The 24,854-nt window shown below is 46.2% G+C and carries 21 protein-coding genes; 12 read left to right on the top strand and 9 right to left on the bottom strand.

All coding sequences use genetic code 11. From position 1 onward, the window contains the following. Positions 1-261 precede the first annotated feature (261 nt). Genes OH459_RS08830 through rlmM form a run of 4 tightly spaced genes read left to right on the top strand, consistent with a single transcriptional unit; the run spans position 262 to position 3,262 of the window. The gene (locus tag OH459_RS08830) at positions 262-1,182 is read left to right on the top strand and encodes a transcriptional regulator GcvA (RefSeq protein WP_009697724.1); all 921 of its coding nucleotides are present in this window, start codon (positions 262-264) and stop codon (positions 1,180-1,182) included. Next, positions 1,163-1,786 (top strand): alpha/beta fold hydrolase, encoded by a 624-nt coding sequence (locus tag OH459_RS08825; protein ID WP_269986407.1) that lies wholly within the window; start codon positions 1,163-1,165, stop codon positions 1,784-1,786. The genes OH459_RS08830 and OH459_RS08825 overlap by 20 nt, the downstream gene beginning before the upstream one ends. Further along, positions 1,776-2,174 carry a DUF423 domain-containing protein gene (locus OH459_RS08820; RefSeq protein WP_269986406.1) on the top strand — a complete coding sequence of 133 codons (399 nt, stop codon included), beginning with the start codon at positions 1,776-1,778 and terminating at the stop codon, positions 2,172-2,174. The genes OH459_RS08825 and OH459_RS08820 overlap by 11 nt, the downstream gene beginning before the upstream one ends. Then, positions 2,171-3,262 carry a 23S rRNA (cytidine(2498)-2'-O)-methyltransferase RlmM gene (gene rlmM, locus OH459_RS08815; RefSeq protein WP_017188443.1) on the top strand — a complete coding sequence of 364 codons (1,092 nt, stop codon included), beginning with the start codon at positions 2,171-2,173 and terminating at the stop codon, positions 3,260-3,262. The genes OH459_RS08820 and rlmM overlap by 4 nt, the downstream gene beginning before the upstream one ends. Positions 3,263-3,349: 87 nt before the next feature. On the opposite strand, the gene OH459_RS08810 is transcribed toward rlmM, so the two are convergent. From OH459_RS08810 to queF, 6 genes are all read right to left on the bottom strand, one after another. Next, positions 3,350-4,102, bottom strand: coding sequence for a DNA/RNA non-specific endonuclease (locus tag OH459_RS08810; protein ID WP_009697728.1), 753 nt, complete (start codon positions 4,100-4,102; stop codon positions 3,350-3,352). 192 nt (positions 4,103-4,294) lie between these two features. Next, positions 4,295-5,077 carry a flap endonuclease Xni gene (xni, locus tag OH459_RS08805; protein ID WP_005447572.1) on the bottom strand — a complete coding sequence of 261 codons (783 nt, stop codon included), beginning with the start codon at positions 5,075-5,077 and terminating at the stop codon, positions 4,295-4,297. A gap of 57 nt (positions 5,078-5,134) precedes the next feature. After that, complete coding sequence (gene ppnN / locus OH459_RS08800; protein WP_005447570.1) at positions 5,135-6,511, bottom strand: nucleotide 5'-monophosphate nucleosidase PpnN; 1,377 nt, start codon at positions 6,509-6,511, stop codon at positions 5,135-5,137. Between the two features lie 217 nt (positions 6,512-6,728). After that, positions 6,729-8,294, bottom strand: a complete 1,566-nt coding sequence (locus OH459_RS08795; RefSeq protein WP_005447568.1) for a GGDEF domain-containing protein — start codon at positions 8,292-8,294, stop codon at positions 6,729-6,731. 98 nt (positions 8,295-8,392) lie between these two features. Further along, positions 8,393-10,675: a tetratricopeptide repeat protein gene (locus OH459_RS08790; protein ID WP_017188442.1), complete on the bottom strand. Its 2,283-nt coding sequence runs from the start codon at positions 10,673-10,675 to the stop codon at positions 8,393-8,395. 148 nt (positions 10,676-10,823) lie between these two features. After that, positions 10,824-11,669: an NADPH-dependent 7-cyano-7-deazaguanine reductase QueF gene (gene queF, locus OH459_RS08785; protein ID WP_009702368.1), complete on the bottom strand. Its 846-nt coding sequence runs from the start codon at positions 11,667-11,669 to the stop codon at positions 10,824-10,826. A 107-nt stretch (positions 11,670-11,776) separates the two neighbouring features. Between queF and syd the strand changes: the two genes are divergently transcribed. From syd to OH459_RS08765, 4 genes are all read left to right on the top strand, one after another. Further along, a complete protein-coding gene (syd, locus tag OH459_RS08780; RefSeq protein ID WP_005447560.1) occupies positions 11,777-12,322 on the top strand; it encodes a SecY-interacting protein in 546 nt (181 codons plus the stop codon). A gap of 2 nt (positions 12,323-12,324) precedes the next feature. After that, entirely contained in the window at positions 12,325-13,101 is a 777-nt protein-coding gene (locus tag OH459_RS08775; protein ID WP_005447555.1) for a Zn-ribbon-containing protein, read from the top strand. A gap of 318 nt (positions 13,102-13,419) precedes the next feature. After that, the gene (locus OH459_RS08770) at positions 13,420-15,615 is read left to right on the top strand and encodes a bifunctional metallophosphatase/5'-nucleotidase (protein ID WP_269986404.1); all 2,196 of its coding nucleotides are present in this window, start codon (positions 13,420-13,422) and stop codon (positions 15,613-15,615) included. Positions 15,616-15,705: 90 nt separating this feature from the next. Further along, positions 15,706-16,896: a YibE/F family protein gene (locus tag OH459_RS08765; protein ID WP_009699859.1), complete on the top strand. Its 1,191-nt coding sequence runs from the start codon at positions 15,706-15,708 to the stop codon at positions 16,894-16,896. Between the two features lie 87 nt (positions 16,897-16,983). Here OH459_RS08765 and OH459_RS08760 read toward each other — a convergent pair whose 3' ends face one another. The 3 genes from OH459_RS08760 to metN are packed head-to-tail and all read right to left on the bottom strand — an operon-like array spanning position 16,984 to position 19,527. Next, positions 16,984-17,793 carry a MetQ/NlpA family lipoprotein gene (locus OH459_RS08760; RefSeq protein ID WP_005447551.1) on the bottom strand — a complete coding sequence of 270 codons (810 nt, stop codon included), beginning with the start codon at positions 17,791-17,793 and terminating at the stop codon, positions 16,984-16,986. 32 nt (positions 17,794-17,825) lie between these two features. Beyond that, a complete protein-coding gene (locus OH459_RS08755; protein WP_005432672.1) occupies positions 17,826-18,503 on the bottom strand; it encodes a methionine ABC transporter permease in 678 nt (225 codons plus the stop codon). Then, positions 18,493-19,527, bottom strand: coding sequence for a methionine ABC transporter ATP-binding protein MetN (gene metN, locus OH459_RS08750; protein WP_172580410.1), 1,035 nt, complete (start codon positions 19,525-19,527; stop codon positions 18,493-18,495). The genes OH459_RS08755 and metN overlap by 11 nt, the downstream gene beginning before the upstream one ends. A gap of 343 nt (positions 19,528-19,870) precedes the next feature. Here metN and gmhB point away from each other — a divergent pair, with 343 nt between their 5' ends. The 4 genes from gmhB (at position 19,871) to treC (ending at position 24,823) form a co-directional block, all read left to right on the top strand. Further along, positions 19,871-20,422 (top strand): D-glycero-beta-D-manno-heptose 1,7-bisphosphate 7-phosphatase, encoded by a 552-nt coding sequence (gene gmhB, locus OH459_RS08745; RefSeq protein WP_005447547.1) that lies wholly within the window; start codon positions 19,871-19,873, stop codon positions 20,420-20,422. A 74-nt stretch (positions 20,423-20,496) separates the two neighbouring features. Next, a complete protein-coding gene (gene treR / locus OH459_RS08740) occupies positions 20,497-21,444 on the top strand; it encodes a trehalose operon repressor TreR (RefSeq protein WP_050934962.1) in 948 nt (315 codons plus the stop codon). Positions 21,445-21,619: 175 nt separating this feature from the next. Then, entirely contained in the window at positions 21,620-23,044 is a 1,425-nt protein-coding gene (gene treB / locus OH459_RS08735; RefSeq protein WP_005440120.1) for a PTS trehalose transporter subunit IIBC, read from the top strand. A gap of 93 nt (positions 23,045-23,137) precedes the next feature. After that, entirely contained in the window at positions 23,138-24,823 is a 1,686-nt protein-coding gene (gene treC, locus OH459_RS08730) for an alpha,alpha-phosphotrehalase (protein ID WP_050934963.1), read from the top strand. The last annotated feature ends 31 nt before the right edge of the window (positions 24,824-24,854 follow it).

The following is a 24,854-nucleotide window of genomic DNA, read 5'->3' as shown; positions in this document are numbered from 1 at the left end:
GACAGACAGGTCAAAATAAATACAGGAAGTATCTGTTTTGTCACAGGGAGTGTGGACAAAACATATGGTAGAAATCTACCTAACTCGAAATACGAGTTTGCAAACACAACATCGCAACAACGAAGCCAATTGATTCACAAAAGGAATCAAGCCGTTCAGGCTCGTGTTGCGGGATGAAATATAGAATTTATCTGGCTGTTCGGCAACGGACATTTTATAATGTTTCAGATAAAAAAAACTAATCCTACTTGAGGTCCCATAATGTCTCGCAGATTGCCTCCGTTGAATTCACTTCGCGTTTTTGAAGCGGCTGCCCGCCATCTCAGTTTTACCCGTGCTGCTGAAGAGTTGTTTGTTACTCAAGCGGCAGTGAGCCACCAAATTAAAGCGTTAGAAGAGTTCTTATCTTTGAAACTTTTCCGTCGTCGCAACCGCTCTTTGTTGCTAACGGAAGAGGGGCAAAGTTACTTTCTAGACATCAAAGATATCTTCACTTCGATTTCAGAAGCGACCGATAAGGTATTGGAACGTAGTGAAAAAGGTGCGTTGACCATCAGTTTGCCACCAAGTTTTGCAATCCAATGGCTGGTACCTCGCTTGGCGGATTTTAATGCCCAAGAACCGGACATCGATGTGCGTATTAAAGCGGTTGATATGGACGAAGGTTCACTGACTGATGATGTTGATGTGGCTATCTATTATGGTCGTGGTAACTGGCCTGGTTTGCGTGCCGATAAACTCTACCAAGAGTTTTTGATCCCACTTTGTTCACCTTCGTTACTTTTAGGTAACAAACCATTAGAATCTCTAAGTGACCTTAAATTACACACCTTGTTACATGATACCTCTCGTAAAGATTGGAAGCAGTTCGCTCGCCAGCAGAATATCGAAGGCATCAATGTGAACCATGGTCCTATTTTCAGCCACTCGACCATGGTGCTTCAAGCTGCTGCGCACGGGCAAGGTGTCGCTCTAGGTAACAACGTGCTAGCCAAACCTGAAATGGAAGCGGGACGCTTAATCGCGCCATTTGATGAGGTATTGGTGTCGAAGAATGCCTTCTATGTGGTGTGTCACGAACAGCAAGCGGATATGGGACGTATCGCGACGTTTAGGGACTGGATGCTGGCAACCGCAAGAAAAGAACAAGAGGAAGTATTGGATGAGCCATTGGATAGCTGAGGGACCTGAAAACGGACCGCTGTTTATTTTTGCTCACGGCGCAGGGGCAGGCATGGAACACGATTTCATGACTGCCGTCGCCAGAGGATTAGTTGAGCAGGGTATACGCGTGGTGCGTTTTAACTTCCCCTATATGGTTAAGCGAGCGGAAGATGGCAAGAAGCGTCCGCCAGATCGTGCCCCAAAACTTCTTGAAGCTTATGAAGAAGTGATCGCTCACTTTACTTCTCAACCTATCGTGATTGGCGGTAAGTCGATGGGTGGGCGTATGTCGAGCTTACTCGCCGATAATGCGCTGGTGGCGGGTGTTGCCTGTTTAGGTTTCCCTTTTCATCCTCCCGGTAAACCAGAGAAATACAAAGGCGAGCATTTAGCGAGTATCGAAAAGCCAACTTTAATCCTACAAGGTGAGCGCGATACATTCGGCAAGCGCGAAGAGTTCGAAGGCTTTGCATTATCAGAGCAGGTCACCGTGAGCTTTCTGCCAGACGGTGACCACAGCTTTAAGCCACGCAAGAGCTCTGGCTATACAGAGGCAGGTAACATTGCTTCAACAGTGGAGCAGTTAGCGACATTTATTAAAGAGGTGTCCTGTGAAAAGTAAGTGGTTACTCTCATTTACTGGTCTTTCTGGCTTAACATCAGTGGCGCTAGGTGCATTTGCTGCACATGGTTTGAAAGCAAAGTTATCGCCTTATTTACTGGGCGTCTTTGAAACCGGCGTTTTGTATCAGTTCATCCATACTTTGGCTATCGCATTTTGTGCGATTTTGCTGTTGCTCAATTTGGGGCAAAAAGCACAAAAGTATTTTTTCATCGCGGCGATTTGCTTTATCATCGGCATCTTTTGTTTTAGCGGCAGTCTTTACGCGCTGGCGCTGACGGGCATTAAGTGGTTTGGACCAATTACTCCTATGGGAGGACTCTTGTTCATGATCGGTTGGTGTCTGTTCTTTTTTGCTGCGTTTAATATCAAAGAGGTCTCCAAGTGAAACAACTAATGCTCTATTGCCGTTCTGGCTTTGAGAAAGAGTGTGCTGGTGAAATTCAGGACAAAGCAACACAATTGGAAGTGTATGGCTTCCCTCGTGTGAAGAAAAACTCAGGTTATGTTGTCTTCGAATGTTACCAAGATGGAGACGCAGATAAGCTAGCAAAAGGCTTAGACTTTAGCGCACTGATTTTTGCACGTCAGATGTTTGCTGTGGCTGCCGAGTTCGAAGCGCTACCAAGCGATGACCGTATCAGCCCAATTCTTGCTGAATTGTCTGAAATCGAAGCATTCCCACGTTGTGGCGATCTGCGTATTGAAACTCCCGATACTAACGAAGCGAAAGAGTTATTGAAGTTTTGCCGCAAGTTCACGGTACCAATGCGTCAGGCGATGCGTGGTAAAGGTCTGATGTGGAACAAAGACAACGCGAAGAAGCCAGTACTGCATATTTGCTTTGTGGCTCCGGGTCATTGTTACGTGGGTTACTCATACCCAGGCAACAACTCGCAGTTCTTCATGGGTATTCCCCGCCTTAAGTTCCCTGCTGATGCGCCAAGCCGCTCTACGCTGAAATTAGAAGAAGCATTCCACGTCTTCATTCCGCGTGAGGAATGGGACGAGCGTTTGGCTCCTGGCATGTGGGGTGTTGACCTAGGTGCTTGTCCGGGCGGTTGGACTTACCAATTGGTGAAACGTTCGATGTTCGTTCACTGTGTGGATAACGGCATGATGGCGGATAGCCTAATGGAAACGGGTCAAATTAAACACCACATGGTAGATGGCTTTAAGTTTGAACCAGACCGTAAGAACGTTACTTGGATTGTGTGTGACATGGTTGAGAAGCCAGCACGCGTTGCGCACCTTATGGGGCAATGGCTGCTAAAAGGTTGGGCGAAAGAAGCGATTTTCAACCTTAAGCTTCCAATGAAAGGTCGTTACGATGAAGTGCTGCAAGATCTTGAAAACCTAAAAATGTTCCTGATTGAGAACAAGGTGAAATTCAAGCTGCAAGCGAAGCACCTATACCATGACCGCGAAGAGATCACGATTCACATTCAATGTCTGTCTAATATCTCACCACACTAAGCTATCGTTTCTATGTGGTTGAACATTTTCAAAAAAGCGCCTAATGCAGGCGCTTTTTTATTGCGGTTTAAGAACCATGACCATTACTTAGTTGCTGGTAGGCCACATCTCTTCCCATTTTACTGATTCCATGTTGTCTTCGATGCTATCTGGCGTTTGAGCAAAAAAGTCTAATCCAGTTTGACGTTCAACTTCGTCAATGGTGGTAATAAAGTTAGCTAACTCAGAGCTTGAAACATCACGATGCGGGACAATGAACGCAATGGCTTCATCAAAGCTTGGATCAAGAATGACTTTGTAAAACGCGCTCGGGATCACCACACCATTACCGATTGTTCCTTCGTTGCCTTGGTAAATCGGTCCAGTCACCACATAAAGTTCGTTGTATTCATTGGCGAGATCACGAACATGTTCTTCTAGAACGCGCCAACCAACTCGGTTAAACCCCGGAAGTTGAGGCGACATGTTGCTCATCAAAAAGCTCTGCTTCATTGACTCTCGGGTGAAGTCCATTGTCGCTGACGGAGCAAGGTGTCCTCTGTCGTAACCTGAGCCTTTGTAGTCCGCTAGGGTAGAGCGCGCGTAATCCGGCATTTCAGTGTCTTCTTTGAAGGAGTTACTGCGTTTGTTGGTGATATTCACGCTTTCAGCGGTAATGTGGTAAGCAACCCAGTCTGCGTTTTTGGTGTCGTAGTTGTACCCAACCGCATAGCCATCTCGGCAGAGGAACTGATCGCTGTTGGTTGAAGGCATACCTTTATCAAGGTGTTGACCGCAAGTTTCAGCAAGGGTAGGGAAGGATAGGAGCGTGACTAAAGATACTAAGATGATGTTTTTCATTATTTTTCTCCGTTATTGGGAGATTTGAAAATAATGAAATTACTCACTAAGACTGTGAATTAGCTTATAAACTAATCAGTATCTTGTAGGTTAATGATGAGGTAAATATCATTGCTGTGAATGTAAAGGGTTACACAACAGATTTTATAAACGTGTTGTCTAACCCAAACTAGCAGCGTAAAAGAGGTGCACTTACTCGGCTTTATTTGGTCCGGTAAAGCGAATGTCTTGCAGGTTAAAGCCGAGCTCGATGTCGCATTTCAACGCCGCTACGCGTTTGCATAGACGTGCAGATTCAATGTGTTCATCCAGCTTCTTACGATATTTCGGTACCAGCTCTTCACTTGCGTATGCCGCTTCAATGTCCTCAAACTGAGTGAGAATTTCCTTAGCGGCTTTTGGACCAACACCGGGTACACCCGGTACTTGGCTTGAGCTAATCCCTGTTAAACCCCAGTAGTCGGCAAGCTGAGTGGGTTTCACGCCAAACTCTTTTTCGATAAACGGTTCATCCAACCAACGATGCTGGAAGTAGTCTCGGATTTGCAAAGTTGGGGACAACAATTGGCAATAACCTTTGTCGGTGGAGACGATGGTGACTTTCTCTCCGTGACTTGCGACTTTAGTGGCGAGGGTTGCAACTAAGTCATCCGCTTCATCACCTTCAGATAGCAGTGAGTCGATGCCTTGTTCCCACCACGCTTGTTGAATTGCGTCTAAACCTTGCATCAGGGGCTCTGGCATAGGTTTGCGGTTTTGTTTGTAGTCTGGAAGGATTTCCGCGCGCCAACCTCGGTCTTGTTCGTGGTGATCGAATACCGCGATGATGTGCGTAGGTTGCGCCTCAGATAGGATGCGAGTCAGCGTTCTGCCTGTCGTTGTGATGGTTCTTGCTATGTCAGTTGGATCGGGTTGTGCTGAGTGCACGCGGCGGATCAGGTTTAGGGCATCAATGATAACAAGATGAATAGACATAATGACTTAGCAATAAAAAGGGGCGGAATGCCCCTAGTGTAACCAAAGCTGAGTTATCTATCGACCACCATTTTCTCGATGGGCAATACGGTAGCATGGTTCATACGCAGTGCCACCCGGCAGTTTCATGCGGTGCTGCTCTACGAAGTCTTTCAACAGCTTGTCGAGTTTTTTCATCAAGACTGGATCGCCATTGATGGTAAACGGACCTTTGCGTTCGATTTCTCGAATCCCTTCCGCTTTAACGTTACCAGCAACAATACCTGAGAAGGCTTGGCGCAGGCTTGCAGCCAGAACTTGAGGTTGTTGGTTCAAATGCAAATCTAGGCTTGCCATCGCATCATGAGTTGGTTCAAACGGAAGTTGGAACTCTGGCTCAATTTTTAGCGACCAGTTAAAGCTGTACGCGTCGCCTTTTTCTTTACGATGCTGACGAACCTCGTCCATTGAGCGTTTCATAATACGGGCAACTTCTGCCGGATCATCAATCACGATTTGGTAGTGCTTCTGACCTTCTTCGCCCAATGTATCGGCAATAAAGGCATCGATTGAGCGGAAGTAGGCTTCACTCTCTTTAGGGCCTGTAAGTACGATAGGCATTGGTTGGTCGGCATTTTCGGGGTGCATCATGATACCCAAGATGTACAGCAACTCTTCGGCGGTACCCGGACCACCAGGGAAGATAACGATGCCGTGCGCCATGCGAACAAAGGCTTCGAGACGTTTCTCGATGTCTGGCATGATCACCAACTCGTTCACGATTGGGTTTGGTGGCTCAGCCGCAATGATTGAAGGCTCGGTCAAACCAAGGTAACGCTGCTCGGTATAGCGCTGTTTGGCGTGACCAATCGCTGCGCCTTTCATTGGACCTTCCATTGCACCAGGACCACAGCCCGTACAGATGTTCAGTTCACGTAGACCCAACTCGTTACCCACTTCGCGAGTGTATTGGTACTCTGTCGCGTTGATTGAGTGACCACCCCAACAAACCACAAGGTTCGGCTCAATGCCGGGCGTCAACGTACCAGCATTACGCAAGATGCCAAATACGAGGTTGGTGATGTGCGTGGCATTGGTGAGGTTAAGACGTTGGTTGTCCGCCAAATGCATGTTTACGTACACGATGTCACGCAAAACAGAGAATAAGTGCTCTTGAATACCCTTGATGATCTCTCCGTCAACGAACGCATGTTCTGGCGGGTTGGCAAGCTCAAGCTTGATGCCGCGTTCGCGTCGAACTACGTTCACATCAAACGATAGGTATTTATCTAACAGCTCTTTTGAGTTGTCGGTATGGCTACCAGAGTTGAGGACCGCGAGCGTACAATTGCGATAGAGCTGGTAAAGCTCACTTGATGCGGTTTTCTTAAGACGTTCAACTTCCAGTTGTGATAGCAAATCCATGCTACCTGCGGGGCTTATATGGGTAATCATAAGGCCTCCTTGCTAGTGCTTTCTTTGAGGGAAGAAACCAACTCACCTACTTAGCTTATACGTGTCGTTCTACTCAGTGGTTGGCAGACTTTGTTTATAGCGTTTAAACAGCTTAGCAGACTGGAAGAGGAGAAACGTGATAACTCGTTGAAAATTTGAGGCAATATGACAAAACAGCACGTAAAAAGTGTTCGTTTGATTGTTTTTTGAACGCTTTTTAGTTCCAGTTGACTTGGTTGTTACCACGCTGTTTGGCGTCTTTTAGCATGTTACCAAGACGGTCGAGGACGTATTCTGGGTTGTCTGCTTCTTTAAATGATGTAGAAACCGCAGTTAAGGTGATCATGATGTTTTGTTCACGGAACTTGAATGGTAATTTGCTGATGTCACGTTGAATGTTTTTCATCAATTCAAGCGTGTATTCTTCTGATTGTTCCGGGATCAACAAGATGAACTCTTCACCACCAAAACGCGCTACGGTTTCCGTATCTGCAATCCGCTTGTTCATCGTGCGGGCAATGATTTTTAGCGCCTTGTCACCAGCTGTGTAACCGTAGCTATCATTAACCGCTTTGAAGTTATCCACGTCAAACAGCACCACGCGCAAGTTTTGCTGTGAGCGAATCCAACGACGATATTCGAGCTCTAAACGATCGTTAAAAGCCGTGCGATTGTAGACCTTTGTAAGAGGATCAAGCAGCATACGCTGAGCTTGGTCTTCCAAGCGGCGACGGTAATCTTGTGTCGTTTCGAACACTGCTTCCAATTGATTTTTGCTGTAGCTTAGGCGTTCTTGAAGTGCTTGCTCACGCTCTTCTGTCATTCTCAAGCGCTCAGTCAGTGATGCCATTTTTGCCAGCAGTGGCGAAACTTCGCCTTTTAACTCGTCTAAGTCTTGGGCTTGCTCAAGAGACTCTTGACTGCGTTCAACCAAAGTGGTCATCTCAGCGTTCAGCTCTTGACGATGCTCAAAGTAAGTTTGGTGCTGGTCAACATTCTGATGAACGGTTTTGAGATTGCTAGACAGTGACGTGTTCAACTGTTCTAGGAACTGTTCTGATGATTTACGCTCGTACTTGGTCGCTTCCACGACCAGTTTTAATGTGTGTAGCGTTAATTCAATTAGAGATTCAGCATTGACGCCTAAAAGTAACTTAGCGCGAATATCCAACAGTTGATCGCCAGACTCACCTTCAAAATCGAGTTCCGTGATGGTGTGTTGTAGATCGCTTGCAAGGCATTCCAGTTGTGACTTATCAGGACCGTGTTCTAGCTCGCCTAGGTTAAGGCGTGAATTAGAGGTGATTATCTTGAGTGCGCGCTCGTAGATGCTCAGTAGCTTAGTGGCTTGATCGACTTTCTTACCAGCATGGACTTCCGAGAAGCTCATCAGGTTACGCAATTCACGTTTTAACTGCGCAGGTAAGCCGGTGATACGTTGAAGCGTTTCACCACTGTGTTTGATTTGTTCGTCGAGATAACCGTTTTGTTTTTCCATCGTCTTAGATTGCTGTTTGAGCATTCTTTCTAGCACTGCTAAGCGAGGTATCAGCGTACTTACATCTTTATGATGTTCAAGCTCTTGCTGAATTTCGCGCAGGTAGTTGGATACTTGAGAGTTTGAACCCTGACAAGCAGAAGACAATGATGCCACAACTCGCTTAAGAACTTGCTGCTCACGTTGAAATTTGAGCGAAGTATCACGATGAGTCAGCCTGAGTTGGTCAAGTTGACAACTCAGCTGATGAAGCTGCGACTGAATATCGGATTCCAAGATTCCCATGAAGTGACTACGGTTAAGTCCATGTACTACTGACGATTATTTGATAATAACAAAAAACTTTATAGCGTCATCACTGATCACGCTCAACCGTTGTTTAATTATCCGTTTTTTAATATTTTTTTGATGTCGTCCTCATTCTTGTACGAAGAATGAATCTTTATTAGCCCTTGATTGATGGCATGTTGGCAAGCTGTCCTTATGTCACCGGTTGCAAAGCTCGCAGCAGGTGCATTATCAATGGCCTTTAAGAATACCCAATGACTGTGCTTATCTTTTAAACTAACTTCACGTGCTATGTGTGTCGCAAGCAACAGTAGATCGAGCAGTTCTTCATCGTTAATCGCGGTGTAAGCACGCGGCAAGAATGGGTAATCACTGATGCCCATACGAATGATGCGATTGACGTTGTGCTGTGCTGCGAACTCGTCCACCCAGCCTTGGAATTTATCAAAGGTGGCTTCTGCGGAGGCATCGCGATCGGCATTTGGCTCAATGTACAACAAGTTTGCATCTGAGAAATGGTACAAACGTGTTGGCTTCTGAATGCGTTCTGCTAGGAACTCACCAAATGCACGTTCTAACTCTAAGCCAGCTTTGTAACCATGTTGAACGTACATGCTGCGCAAGAATGGCAAATCGATCATCACAAAGCGTAAGCGGTCATTCAACGGCTCGTGGATAAGTTCACCCATTTGCCATTGTTCGAATGTGTCGCTCGACTTCTTCAATGAACGCGATAGCTTGACGTTGAGCATACGTAAGTTACGCAAGCGTGAGCGAGAGTGAGTGAACAGATCATTACGCAGCTTTTCAATCTCAGCTGTTTGACGTTGGTTGATAACACCACGACGCATGATGAATAAGAACATCACCAAAACGGTAATAAACAGTGCGAACGAGATCTTTTGGAATTTACGATGCTCCATTTCAACTTGAGCTAGCTTGTCTGCCTGACCTACATAGTGGATGCTTTGCTCAGCAAACTCTTTTTGTTGGCGGAAGGCATCTTCACTGATTTGGTTAAGCTGCTTTTGCTCTAGGCGCACTAGGCTGATGTATTTTTTGTACGCTTGAAGGGATAACTGGTATTCGCCAGCTTGCTCATACCCCAAACCCAGTAAGCGATAGCTTTGCTGTTTAATGAAGCCCGTATCTTCTGGTGCTTTCTCTATCAGGTCTAGCGCTCTCTTGGCATTGACGATCACATCTTTACTGTCATTTTGATGGTATGCCAGACCTGATTTAAGCAGTGCAGCTTTGGCTTCTAGCTGAGGTAAATCAGCGTATTCCAATAAGTCTTTGGAACGGTCTAGGTACTGCTCTGCTAACGCATAGTTGTAAAGCTGAAGGTAAGTGGCAGCTAGGCTCAAACGTATTTTAATGATGCGGTTGATATTCTTACTGGTGCTGTCGTGATCAAGTACATTGAAGTAATGCACCAGCGCGAGGTTGAACTTACCTTGGTAGAAGTAGATATCGCCCATCTGTTCTAGCACGTCAGCCAAAATTGGGGAGCTTGGGTAACTGTCGTAAAAGTCCGCCGCCTGAGAGAGGTATTCAATTGCTTTGTCGTAAACGCGGCGCTCTTGGAATAGTCGAGCCAATAGACGGTTTACCTTTGCTAGTCTGGCTCCACTATCGCTCTCGATAGATTGCCAGTAACCGTAAAGCAGTTCTGAGAGCGCGAGGTTGTATTTCTTGTTGTTGAGGTAAAATTCGCCTACCGCTGTGTGGTAGTCAATCAGAGTCAGATCTGAGCGATTGTCTTCCAACATGGTTTTAGCTTTAGCATACAAACGCTCAGCGTTTACGGAGTCACCGCTATTTGCTGCGAGCAAGGCACGTTGCATCACTAAGCGGTAACGAACGCTGTCGGTACGCTGTAAAACCGGATTTGCTTCTTCAATCTGCTTTTCGATCTGGTCGAGTTTTTGTTCTGCTGCGGCGTAGTTTTTGTCGTACATCCAAATCATTTGGTTGCGCATCAGTTGCACATCCAAATTCATGTACGGCAATTGGTATTCTTTGGCTAGACGTTCTGCTTCATCAAGGTTGTTGATGGCAGAGCGAATGTTGCCCATTGCATAATCGGCTTGTGCAATGATTTTGTGCGCCTCAATCGTGCTGCTCGGGGTGCGGATACTGCGGTCGGTCTCTTCACGAGACATCGCGGAAGGGCTGCCATTCTCTTGGCGTTCAATCAGCTCGCGTTGCAAAAGGTAGTTTTTGGCCGCTTGTTTTGCTTGTGAAGGTTCGATCTCAGCTAATTGCTGAGCTTCATTGAGCAAAGCGGAAGATAAAATGGTCGCGTGAAGTGGCTGTGCTAACAATAAGCAAAGAAAGCCAATCAGCCTTAATAGACGCGAACTGTCCCAAAACATCCTTTTCGTTCCCTCGAACTGTGTCGTTTTTGAATAAACAATATTAGAGAAAAACGCCCAGCAATCCAACAGATAGCTGGGCGTTTTTGAGTATTTAAGCAATGAGTGTTGAGTATTTAGCTCATTCGCTTTTGATTAAGTACTCAGATTATTGACGAGCCATGCGATTATTGTGCGCTGGCTTGTCTTGTTCCGTTGAGCGGTAAGGGTTGATATCCAAACCACCACGACGCGTGTAACGTGCGAATACGGTTAGTTTCGTTGGTTGGCAGTACTTCATCAAGTCAGTGAAGATACGTTCAACACATTGCTCGTGGAACTCATTGTGTTCACGGAATGAAACCAAGTAGCGAAGCAGCTTCTCACGATCAAGCTTAGCGCCTTGGTAGCGAATTTCTACGCTGCCCCAATCTGGCTGGTTGGTGATCAAACAGTTTGATTTTAGTAAATGGCTGTGAAGTACTTCTTCCACTTGCTCGTTACCTGCAGCGCCGTCTAGAAGCGCGGCATCGAAGTCGTAGCTAGTGATTTCGATGTCTTGATCGTCAATGCATTCACCTTCCATCGTGACAATAGGTTGGTTGGTGTAGTGACTAACTGGATTTACTTCCACAAGTACTTGCTCGCCAGCGCATGCTGATAAATCTTGCGCTAAACGCTCAGTGACTTCTTCCCAAGTAGCAAAACGCGTTTGGTTGTAGCTGTTTAGGTACAACTTGAACGACTTTGACTCAATTAAGTTTGCGCTGGTTGCTGGGATGTAGACTTCGCCAACGGCAACTTGAGGCAAGCCTTTGCTGTTTAGCCAAGATAGCTCGTACAGCGTCCAAATATCGTGACCCATAAACGGTAGGCTGTCGCCAAGTTCAAGGTCATCACGGTTTAGGCTGCGAGGTACAGGTTGCAGCAAGCTTGCGTCGTATTGATTTGCGTACTCGGTCTTTTTACCCAGAGTTAGGCCAGCAAGCTCTTTAGCGTCAGAATATTTGCTCATACTTTGTGGTCATTTTCGATTAGAATGGCGAGAATTTTACTGAATCCGTTGATTAATTGCCATCCGGCAGACACCGCGACCTGATAAAAACTAACCAGGAGACCTTCATGACCCAAACCGTTACTCAGGCTCTACAGGACTTTAGCCTGCGCTACCAACAAGCTTGGCAAGACGAGCATAACGAACTGCCACGCAGTGAAGAGCTTGCTGATCTTGTTTCTCCATGTGTAGAAGAGAAACGCGACGGGGCCGTATTGTGGAAAGCATTCCCACGTGAAGAAATGGCGGATTTCACTAACGTTGAGAACGCAATTGAGCTGACGCTGCATGAAGACATCAAAACCTTTTACGGTTCTCAGTACAGCGCTGATATGGACGCAACTTGGCAAGGTAACGAACTGACGTTGCTGCAAGTATGGAGTGATGATGATTTTACTCGTCTGCAAGAAAATATTCTTGGTCATCTAGTCACTCAGCGCCGTCTAAAACTAAAGCCGACGGTATTTATCGCAGCGACAGATGCAGAGTTGGATGTTATTTCTATCTGTAACTTAACCGGTAATGTGATTCTTGAGCGCTTAGGCTCAGACAAACGCGACGTACTGGCTGAGACGCTCACCGAGTTTCTAAGCAAACTAGAGGCTGCAGTGTAAGCATGTACGTTGTTGAGTTGCAGTTTGAGTGTTTTGATAACACTACCGTAAGCGCGGTTGATAAAGCGATTAATGGTCTGATGGACGCATTGCGCTACAACGGTCAGGTGCTTGGTCGTGAGTTTCCTATCGTGATGGGTGATGGCGAGTTTTATGTTCGCGTGGTTTGCCCAGAGCAAGACAGTTTGCACCCTCGTTACCATTCTGATTTCGTCAAAGTGTGCATGAATCGTTTGTCGGAAGCCTCGTTGCTTGCGCCGAAAATGCGCATGTTGGGTCGTGATTTGAACTCAGAAGAAGCGGCGGAAGAAGAGACACCTAGCTGGCAAGTGCTGTACACCACGTACGTTCATACTTGTTCTCCACTGCGCAGCGGCGAGACACTGTTACCAATTCCACTTTACCGTAATGGTGCTACGTTGAATGGTGACCACAAAGCGGTGGTGAAATGGCAAACCGAATGGCAAGCGTGTGATGAAATCCAAATGGCAGGTGGCTGTCGTGCTGAACACGCTGCGCTGCATGAAATTTGCGACGCTGACAGTGTGCTGTTCCGTCGAGGTTGGGATTTGCGTGGTCGTATTGAATACATCACCAAGATCCCGACTTATTACTACCAATACCGAGTTGGTGGTGAGTCACTGGAAGCGGAAAAAGCGCGCAAGTGTCCCAAATGTGGTGGTGACTGGTTACTAGACGAACCGCTACACGACATCTTCTACTTTAAGTGTGACGATTGCCGAATTGTCTCCAATATCTCTTGGGACCACATCAAGTAGTCTATTTTTAAAAAGCTGGCGTCTATGCCAGCTTTTTTCTATCGCTATAAATGAATCAGGGTTGATTGGTATAATTTTCTATTATTTATTTTATCAATACATTGATTCGAAAAGCATTTTCATTGACCATTCCTCTCATCCCCTTGATTGTGATCTTTGTTCATGTTCAAAGAAAAATGTAACTTAGTTGCATGGTTTATAAGCATTGAAACGTTTGCTTCTCAAAAATTTCAAATAATATCCATATCCTTTTTGAGGTTTTGGGAAGAGGGCCCCTTCCGAAAATATATATAAAAAAATAATCTGGAAGGAATTGAGATGACTTTATTTAAACGAAGCCTAATCTGTATTGCAGTTGTCGGCTTGATGGCTGGTTGTAACGATGATGAAACCAAATACGTAGAGGTACCATCAGATTACAGTCCAGTGGTCGCAGAGGGTAAAACGCTAACTAACACACCTGACGTCGTCGTCAAAGGTGAAGCAACGCAAGATGACGAAGTCACCATTGCTATCGCGGCGACATCGGATTTACATGGTCGCTTGTTTGGTTTTGACTATGCGCTAAATGCCGTAGACGATGACGCTGGCATTACCCGCATCGCAACCTTGCTTGCTGACCAAAAAGCGGCACATCCAAATATGATCCTGATTGATATCGGTGATACGGTTCAGGGCAACTCCGCGCAGCTATTCAACGATGACCCAACTCACCCTGTGGTTGAGAGCATGAACTCTCTTGGCTTTGATGTTTGGGTACCAGGCAACCATGAATTCAACTTTGAGCGTTCGTTTGTCGATCGCAACCTCGATCATTTTAATGGTGCGGTCCTGTCTTCTAACATCAAGTGGGAAAGTAACGATGTGAACTACATTCGCGCGTTCCAAATGTTTGAAGTGGAAGGCGTGAAAGTGGCGATCGTTGGTCTAACGCCATCGAACGTGCCGAACTGGGAAGCCTCAGCTCCGGATCACTTCAAAGGCTTGAAGTTTGAGAATGAATTGGACGCAACCAAAGAAGCGGTTGATCAACTGGTGTCTAAATACAATCCAGATGTGATCGTGGGCGCGCTTCACCTTGGTCGCCAAGAAGACGGTGGTGTGGGCGTTTATGAAATTGCGTCTGCAATGGCGGATAAATTCGACGTTATTCTAGCGGGTCACGAACACGCGAACTACATCGAACAAGTGAATGCGGACGGCACAGTTACACCAATCAGCAAATCAACATCAGAAATCGGCGGCGAAAATACGTTGATTGAAGATAAAGCCAAGTCTGGCGAATACACTCAAGATAACCGCGCACAAAGCGTGAAAATCATTGAACCAGGTAAGTGGGGTGCTTACCTTGCCAAAGCTGAGATTCAACTGAAGAAAGTCGATGGTAAGTGGACTATGGAAGACACCACGTTAACCAACATCGGCACGAAGAAGGTCAAAGAAGAGCAGGCTCTACAAGCGAAATTCCAATACGTGCATGATATTTCGGTTGAAGACGCGACGCGCGAGCTTGGTCGTGTAACGGGCAACTTCACACCAAGCGCATCAGGCTTCCCAGATGAAGCGACCGCGACGGATTACAACTACACCGCAGAGCGTCTGTACTCGACGATTCACCTTGCGAAAGTGGTTGATACACCATTGATGGATGTGATTAACCAAATCCAAATGCAGCAAATCGAAGCGGCGATGGGTAAAGGTAACGGCGCGATAGTCTCTGCAGCATCTCTGTTCTCTGATCAATCTAACTTAATAGACAACGAAGTGTACACCAAAGGTAAGTCGACTAACTTGTATAAATACGACAACACTTTGCTTGGTGTGGAGATGACAGGTGCCAACCTAAAACGCTTCATCGAATGGTCTTACTCTTACTTCAACCAATACCAACCGGGTGATATTACCGTTTCGTTCAAGAAAGGCGCTCCTGCTTACCTATACGACCAATTTGATGGTGATATCGAATTTACTGTGGATCTGAGTAAGCCGTCTCTTGAGTTGGATGAAAACAATACAGTGACGAATGAAGGCAGCCGCGTCAACATCACTAGCATTGGCGGTGAACAGTTCGATCCTAATGCAACTTACAAAGTGGCAATGAACAGCTACCGCTTTGGTTCGCAAATCCAGAAGTTTGGTTGGGCGAGCAAAGATGACGTGTTCTACGACTCAGTGAATGAGCCGGTATACGCAATCCGCGATATGTTGACGGCTTATGTTGAGAAGAACAAAGGCATCAACGTGGCAGATTTTAATGGCAACGTTGGTAACTGGTCGTTCACGCAATACCTGCCAAGTGGTGAAATTACGACACTAAGAGAAGGTAAAGGCAAGGCGCTGTGGGATCAATTGAAGAACATGGAAATCTGTGTCTCGATTGATTTGGAAAACCCGAAATACCCTGCAATTGTTAAGTCTGTGAACATCAATGATTCGTCTAGCTACTTTGTTAACCCTAACAAAGACGCGGCGACCCTTGATGAGAAAGTCGCAGGTTGTAACCCAACTCATTAATCCTGCATATGGGCGCGGTAATCTTTACCGCGCCTAATTTTACTCACCAGAGGCAAAGCCCGTTTAGTGAGTGATGTAGAAGAGTGCTTCATGATCAAAAGAATCTATAACCGATGGGGTTTCACCCTACTGATTACCCTTATCTCCACGCTTATCTTTCAGTTTTCTTCTTCGTGGAGTGAAGATTTCCGTCCCAAATCTCGTCAACAACAAGAGTTTGTTGAAGCGACTGTCACGCGTTCTATCTCAAACCATGTTGCGCCAGATCCGCTTGTGCCGGATGTGATGACTGGTAAGCAAGTCTTCATGGCAAAAATCCTTGAGGGAGAGAGCGAAGGTTTAGAGGTGGAAGTCACCAATCCTCTTAGTCGCCAGCACAATGTGTACGTTGGTGAAGGCGATACTTTCATTATGATGATCCGCGAAACCACCAATGGTACCGTTTATTGGGCGTATAACCACAAACGCTCAGACGCGATTTACCTTATGCTTGTGCTGTTCTGTGCGCTGCTACTGAGCTTTGGCAAGAAAGAGGGCATCAACTCGATGGTCGCGCTCTATTTTACCGCGGCATTGATTGTTGGCGTGTTGGTGCCAAGTATTTTCGCTGGCTGGAATCCGATGCTGGTTAGTATTTTGCTGATGGTGGTGATCATCGTGGTCAGCTTTATTCTCGTCTCTGGCTATAACCGTAAGAGTTTATGTGCCATGGGCGGCACATTATTGGGTGTGATCGCCGCGGGTGTAATGGCGCAGTGGTTCGGTGAAATGGCGCACTTGTCGGGCATTTACCTCGACAAGGGCGAAGACGTGATTTACCTAACGTCGGTAAAGATGGGCATCCGTTGGTTGATGTTCGTGACGATTGTCGTTGCTGCACTTGGCGCTGTTATGGACGTTGCGATTTCGATTGCATCGGCGTATGCGGAGCTGCAACAAACCGACCCGAAACTCAAACCAAAGCAGTTGGTTAGAGCGTCGATGAATATTGGTCGAGACATCATGGGCACCATGACTAACACCTTGATTTTGGCGTTTGCTGGTGGATCGTTAACAACCATCATGATGGTATGGGGGCTTAACATGCCTGCAAGCCAGTTTATGAATATGCCGCTGGTGGGACTTGCAGTGGTGAATGCGTTAGCGGGCAGTGTAGGCATTGTGCTTACTATCCCGTTTACTGCGTTTTTAGCGCCTTATGTGTTTAAACATCCGCAAGTGGATACGCAGCAAGAACAGGAGCAAAAGAAGCTTGAGCAAGACGAAGTTCAGCTGTTTTAGCGATATAAAACCGCAATGAAAACAAATGCAAAAAGGGCGCTCCGATGAGCGCCCTTTTTAAGTTTCAAGTGTTGTAGAAAGAGGGGATTACCAACCTTTCACTACACCACCTTTGAAGATGTCTTTCGCTGCTTCGTAAACTTCATCTGTTTGGTATGCTTTCACGAAGTTTTGTACGTTAGCTGCTTGAACGTTGTCTTCACGAGCAACGATAAGGTTTACGTATGGAGACTCTTTGTCTTCTACGAAGATACCGTCACGCTCAGGTGTTAGGTCAATTGAACTTGCGTAAGTTGTGTTGATGATAGAAACCGCAACGTCATCAAGAGAACGTGGAAGCTGTGCTGCGTCTAGTTCAACGATAGTGATGTTTTTCGGGTTACCTACGATGTCACGTACTGTTGCCAGTAGACCAACGCCATCGCGCAGTTCGATCAGACCTTGTTGCTCAAGAAGTAGAAGAGAACGACCTAGGTTAGTTGGATCGTTTGGAACCGCGATGCGAGCACCATCTTCGATTTCATCCACTGATTTCACTTGCTTAGAGTAACCAGCGATAGGGTATACGAAAGAGTTGCCTGCAGTTACTAGCTTGTAGCCACGATCTTTTACTTGCTGATCTAGGTATGGCTTGTGTTGGAACGCGTTTGCGTCGATTGAGCCATCATCTAGTGCTGCGTTTGGTGTTACGTAATCGGTAAAGGTAACCAACTCAACATCCAGGTTATATTTCTCTTTAGCAACTTTTGCTGCAACTTCCGCAACTTGAGCTTCAGCACCTGCCATTACGCCAACTTTTACTTTATTCACGTCGACTTCTTTGTCACCACAACCAGCAAGAACCAGTGCAGAAGCGGCAGTTGCAACAGTCAAAAGACTCTTAAGGCTAAATTTCATCTTTATCTCCTTATAATTGGTATTTTCAATTCTTATCTGTGGTCTACACGGCGTACGATTGCATCACCGATAGACTGAATAATTTGTACTAGAACAATCAGCATCACGACCGTTACTGCCATGATGACTACGTCGTAACGGTGGAAGCCATAACGGATAGCTACGTCACCAAGACCGCCGCCGCCTACCGTACCCGCCATTGCTGAGTAGCTTACAAGTGTTACTAGGGTAATCGTTACTGAGTTAACAATAGTCGGCATTGCTTCAGGAAGCAGAACTTTTGTGATGATTTGTGTTGGTGTTGCGCCCATAGATTGTGCAGCCTCAACCAAACCTGATGGTACTTCCAGCAGTGCACCTTCAATGAGACGCGCCACAAATGGGATTGCACCGATAGTCAAAGGAACAATCGCTGCTGTTGTACCGATAAAGGTGCCAACCAACAGTTTGGTTACTGGAATAATCGCAACCATCAGCACTAGGAAAGGAACCGAGCGACCAATGTTAACGATGGCGCCAAGCACGCGATTAAGTTTAGTGTTCTCCAGCAAGCCACCTTTTTTAGTGGTGTGCAAAATTACGCCTAGTGGAATACCAACAGCAAAACCAACGATGCCAGCAACCGCAACCATGTATAGGGTTTCCCATGTTGCGCCCAAAAGTAGGTTGCTGTTTAGGCTCAGCCATTCAGAAATCGTATTAAAGGACATAGCCAAGTACCTCTACTTTCACGTTGTGCTCACGCAGGAACTCAATCGCTGCGTTATCGTCTTCTTCGTTACCAAACAGCTCTGCGACCATCATGCCGAACTTCACGCCGCCAGCGTAATCCAGATCAGAACTTAGGATGCTCACGTCGATGTTGTACTTACGAGCGATTTGCGTCATCAGAGGGGCATCCACGGTAGCGCCAGTAAACTCTAGGCGAACCAATGGGTAGCTGTTTTCTACGCGCGTGGTTTGTAAGCGTGCTTGGTAATCTTCTGGGATAGAAAGATCCAAAGTAGAGCGAATGAACTCGTGTGCCAGTGCTGTCTTCGGATGCGCGAAGATTTCACCAACGGTGCCTTTTTCCACTAGTTCACCATCACCGATGATCGCCACTTCGTGACAGATGCTCTTAACCACTTCCATCTCGTGAGTGATCAGAAGAATGGTGATTTCTAGCTTGCGGTTGATTTCTTTTAGTAGTTCTAAGATGGACTGAGTCGTTGCTGGATCCAGCGCACTGGTTGCTTCGTCACACAGCAAAACACTAGGGTCTGATGCCAGTGCACGTGCAATCGCCACGCGTTGCTTTTGACCACCACTTAGGTTTGCTGGGTAGCTTTCATACTTGTCTGAAAGACCAACGAGTTTAAGTAGCTCAGTCACTTTTGTTGTGATTTGCGCTTTGTCTTTGCCTGCTAGCTCAAGAGGGAGTGCGACATTGTCGAAAACGGTGCGAGACGACAGCAGGTTAAAGTGTTGGAAGATCATCCCGATGTTACGGCGAGTTTCTCCCAATTGCTTTTTGCTTAATTTGGTTAGATCAACGCCATCTACGATGATGGAACCCGATGTCGGGGCTTCCAGCATGTTCACACAGCGGATTAGGGTACTTTTACCCGCGCCCGATGAGCCAATAACACCGAAGATGGTGCCCTTCGCGATATCTAGATTAATGTCCTTAAGGGCAAGAATTTCCTTACTGCCTTGGTAGAACACTTTATTGACGTTTTTTATTTCTATCATGTTTCAACCTGCACAGAGATACTGGGAACTTCGCTGTTAAAAACGGCTTTTAACAGGAGTAAATTTTGAACTCTATCTCAATTCTCAGTTGATGCTATGGGTTAAGTAGTATTAAGTCAATAGATATTTTTACGTCTAGACGTCTAAATGTATGGATGTTCTGTTGGAAAAGGAAAACAGAGAATGTTTGGCGGAAGGGCATATATAAGAGGGATACTCAAGATTTACCGATTCTCGGGCGACAAATCAACTGTTTTGTCGCCCACTCACACCAATTAGATAGTGTGAGTGCTTATAAGGTATGTAATAATCTGATAAAACCGAGTAAATAGAGAAATACGTTTTGGCAAAACCTGCTGTTTTTATCGACCGTGACGGCGTGATCAACGTTGACCACGGCTACGTTCATGACGAACATGATTTTGAGTACATTGACGGTGTCTTTGAAGCGACAAAAGCGCTGAAAGATAAAGGCTACCTGCTGGTGCTTGTGACCAATCAATCTGGCATTGCACGTGGTAAATTCAGCGAAGACCGTTTCTTGTCTCTGACTCAATGGATGGACTGGAACTTCGCTGATAATGGCGTTGAGTTCGACGGCATCTACTACTGCCCGCATCATCCGGAGCATGGCATTGGCGAGTACAAGCAAGATTGTGATTGTCGTAAGCCAAAACCAGGTATGTTTATTTCTGCGCGTGACTTCTTGAAGATCGACATGGAGAAATCTGTGATGATCGGCGACAAAGCCGAAGACATGATGGCAGCAGAAGCGGCAGGCGTTGGCACTAAGATTTTGGTTCGCACTGGTAAGCCAGTAACAGAACAAGGCGAAGCGATTGCAACGGTAGTATTAGATAGCATTGCAGACGTACCTGCGTACCTAAACAAGTAATCTTCATTACTGACTGAGATAAGGGAAGCCGCTGCTTCCCTTTTGTTTGATTCCTTCTTTTAGTCTGAACACTTATGAGCAAAAAACTCACCATTCTTGATATCGCGAAACTGGCTGGCGTGGGCAAGTCGACGGTCAGTCGTGTGCTTACCAATGATCCCAAGGTAAAACCGCAAACGCGTGAGAAGGTAGAGCAAATCATTCGTGAATCAGGTTATGTACCCTCAAAATCGGCTCAGTCGATGCGTGGCGGCAGCCAAAAGGTGATCGGTGTGATCATCTCTCGTCTGGATTCGCCATCAGAGAACCGCGCCGTTGGTACCATGCTCAACGCTTTGTACTCGGCAGGGTATGACGTGGTGATCATGGAGAGCCAGTTCGATCGCGATAAAACCAATGAACATTTGGATGTGCTCAAACGTCGCAATGTCGATGGCGTGATCGTGTTTGGTTTTACTGGGTGTGATGAACAAGCTTTGGCGGATTGGGGCAATCGCATTGTCGTGATCGCGATGGACACGCAAATGGTTTCCTCGATCAACTACGATAACCAAGGCGTTATCGATATGGCGCTCTCCCACCTGGAACAACAATCTATTTCTCGTATTGCCTACATTGGTGTTGATCCAGAAGACCGCACTACAGGTCTCGCTCGCCTTAATGCTTACCAAGCTTGGTGTGAGAAAAAGCGCATCGAACCTTGCTTCCAAACCGGCAAGCTCAACCACGAAAGTGCTTATCAGCTGGTGGATCACGTTCTTCAATCCGATACACAAGCCATCGCTTGTGCCAGTGATACCATTGCTCTCGGTGTAATTAAACGTTTGCAAGAAATCGGACGCGAAGATGTGGTGGTTACCGGTGTGGGTGGTAACGAATTGCTTTCTTTTCTCTTCCCGAATGTCTTTAGCGTGGATCCAGGCTACTCTCATGCTGGTGAAAAAGCCGCTAACATGCTGATTAATCAATTAAATGGTGATGAGTCTGTGGTGCATTTTACCCAGCAGCCTATCCGTCATTAATCCTTCTTTCGATGATCTGCTCTAAAATTATACTGTGATCATTCTCAATTAATGGGACTGTTCCCATTTTGTTTTTGAATGCGAGATGGCACTATTAAAATCATCAAATGGGAATGTTCCCATTATAAAAATAAAACGATGAATTGAATGTATCCAATACAGGGTGGACAAAGTTATGAGTAAGATTGCGCGTCAAGATGTACAGCGTCTTATTGAGCTGGTCGGGGGATCGGACAATATTGCCAGTGTAAGCCACTGCTTAACTCGCTTGCGTTTCGTGTTGAATGACACTGACAAAGCCGATACAAAACAGTTAGATGCACTGCCTATGGTGAAGGGCTGCTTTACCAATGCCGGTCAATTTCAGGTCGTTATCGGCACTGAAGTTGATGAGGTTTACAAAGTACTGATCGAGCTTAGCGGCAAAAGTGAATCGAGCAAAGATGAATCTAAGAACGCTGCTCGTCAAAACATGAACATCGTTGAGCGTGGTATTTCCCACCTTGCTGAAATCTTTGTACCACTGCTACCAGCGATCATTACCGGTGGTTTGATCCTTGGTTTCCGTAACGTGATTGGCGACATCAAGATGTTTGATGGTCAAACGCTAACGGAAATCAGCCAGTTTTGGGCAACGGTACACTCTTTCCTATGGCTAATTGGTGAGGCGATCTTCTTCTTCCTACCGGTTGGCGTGTGTTGGTCGACAGTGAAAAAGCTTGGCGGTACTCCGATTCTGGGTATCACATTGGGCGTGACTCTGGTTTCGCCACAGTTAATGAACGCCTATTTAATTGGTAAGCAAGTGCCTGAAGTATGGGACTTTGGCTTATTCGCCATCGAGAAAGTGGGCTATCAAGCGCAAGTGATTCCAGCGATGCTTGCTGGTATGGCTCTGGCGTTTATTGAAACCAACTTAAAACGCATCATTCCTTCTTACCTCTACCTAGTGGTCGTGCCGTTTGTCTCTATCATCGTGTCTGTGATTCTTGCGCACTCTATCATTGGTCCATTTGGTCGTATGTTAGGTGACGGCGTTGCTTTCGCAGCAAAAGCAGCCATGACGGGTGACTTCGCAATGATTGGCTCAACCATCTTCGGTTTCCTATATGCGCCATTGGTAATTACCGGTATTCACCACACCACCAACGCGGTTGATCTTCAACTGATGCAAGAGCTAGGTGGCACGCCAATTTGGCCTTTGATTGCACTTTCAAATATTGCTCAAGCGTCTGCAGTAGTCGGCATCATTATCATCAGTAAAAAACATGGTGAGCGTGATATCTCGGTGCCTGCGGCTATCTCTGCTTACCTTGGTGTGACTGAGCCAGCGATGTACGGCATCAACTTGAAATACAAATTCCCAATGCTGAGCGCGATGATCGGTAGTGCGATTGCCGCTGCTATCTGTGGTAGTGCAGGTGTGATGGCTAACGGCATCGGTGTGGGCGGTTTGCCGGGCATCTTGTCTATCCAACCGCAGTTCTGGGGCGTATTTGCTCTGGCGATGTTGGTGGCGATTGTCGTCCCAGTAGCGCTGACGCTTGTGTTGTATAAACGCGCACAGATGAAAGGCGAGTTAGAAACCGCTAACGCGTAATTCAAACTGAGGCAGTGATTTGGCTGCCTCGTTTATCTCCTCTATTTTTTTAAGATTTTTAAGTTTCCGTTTAATGGTAAGTGAGCGTTAGAAATGGCAATGACCAAGCATGATGAGAGCTGGTGGAAAACCGCAACCATCTACCAAATTTACCCAAAAAGCTTTTGTGACAGTGGAAGTAAAGGCACGGGCGATATCAAAGGGATCATTTCTAAGCTGGATTATCTAAAACACCTTGGTGTGGATGCGATTTGGCTGACGCCGGTTTATCAATCACCAATGATCGACAACGGTTATGACATTTCCGATTACTACGCGATCAACCCAGATTTCGGCACCATGCAAGATTTCGATACCCTGTTGGTTGAGGCTCACCAGCTGGGTATTCGAATCATCATGGATATCGTGGTGAATCATACTTCGACAGAACATAAGTGGTTCCAATCGGCATTGGGTGATAAAAACAGCCCATACCGTGATTACTACATCTGGAAAGATCCGGTTGATGGCGCAGAGCCAAACAACTGGCAATCTAAGTTTGGTGGCAACGCTTGGGCGTTGGATGAAAAAACGGGTCAGTACTATTTGCACCTTTTTGCTAAAGAGCAAGCGGACCTAAACTGGGAAAACCCGGTAGTGCGTGAAGAAGTCAAAGAAGTCATTGGCTTCTGGGCAGAGAAAGGTGTGGATGGTTTTCGTCTAGATGTCATCAACCTGATTTCCAAGCAACAAGATTTTCCAAGTGATGATATTGGTGATGGTCGCCGTTTCTACACTGACGGTCCTCGCGTACATGAATATCTTCAAGAGATCAGCGAAGCTGTGTTCCAAAAGTACGGTAGCGTGACGGTGGGTGAAATGTCTTCCACCACGCTAGAGCATTGTCAGCAGTATTCAGCGCAAGATGGCAAAGAGCTATCAATGGTGTTCAACTTCCACCACCTAAAAGTTGATTACCCAAATGGTGATAAGTGGACGAAAGCGCCGTTTGATTTCATCCAACTGAAACAGATCTTCAACCATTGGCAAACTGGTTTAAATGGCAAAGGGTGGGGGGCGCTATTTTGGTGTAACCACGACCAACCGCGCGTTGTGAGCCGATTAGGTAACGACGAACAATACCGTGTTGAATCTGCCAAAATGCTTGCGGCATCGGTACATATGATGCAAGGCACACCTTATGTTTATCAAGGTGAAGAGATCGGCATGACCAACCCGGGTTACACCGAAATCAGCCAATATCGAGATGTTGAAAGCACGAACATGTACGAAATCATGGTTAATCGCGATGGTGTATCTCACGACGATATGATGGCGATTTTGGCGCAGAAGTCGCGTGATAATTCACGTACCCCAATGCAATGGAACAGCGCGAAACATGCGGGTTTTACTGTAGGCACGCCGTGGCTAGAGGTGGCTCAGAACTATTCTGCAATCAACGCGGAAGCGGCGATTGCTGATTTGAACTCAGTGTTCTACTTCTACAAGCGCTTGATTGAACTGCGTAAACAGGTTCCGGTGATCACTGATGGTCGTTACGAGGACCTGTTGCCTGAGCACAAACGTATTTTTGCTTACGCACGTCAGAACGATAAGCAAACGCTACTATGTATCAACAACTACTACGGTGAAGAAGCGGAGTGTGTACTACCAGATCGTTTTGATATGAGTAAAGCCAAGAACCTGCTTTCCAACTATCAAAATGCGACCAGCGCGATTGCTTCTAGTCATCAGGTATTGCGTCCTTACGAAACTCGCATCTTGCTGATTGAAGAGTAAAAATTAAGCTTCCCCTAAGGATTTCGGTCCT

This window comes from Vibrio sp. MM46, assembly GCF_027587135.1.
Taxonomy (GTDB): domain Bacteria; phylum Pseudomonadota; class Gammaproteobacteria; order Enterobacterales; family Vibrionaceae; genus Vibrio; species Vibrio harveyi.
The sequence above is the reverse complement of the archived record's forward strand: the minus strand, read 5'-3'. Positions and strand labels throughout refer to the sequence as shown.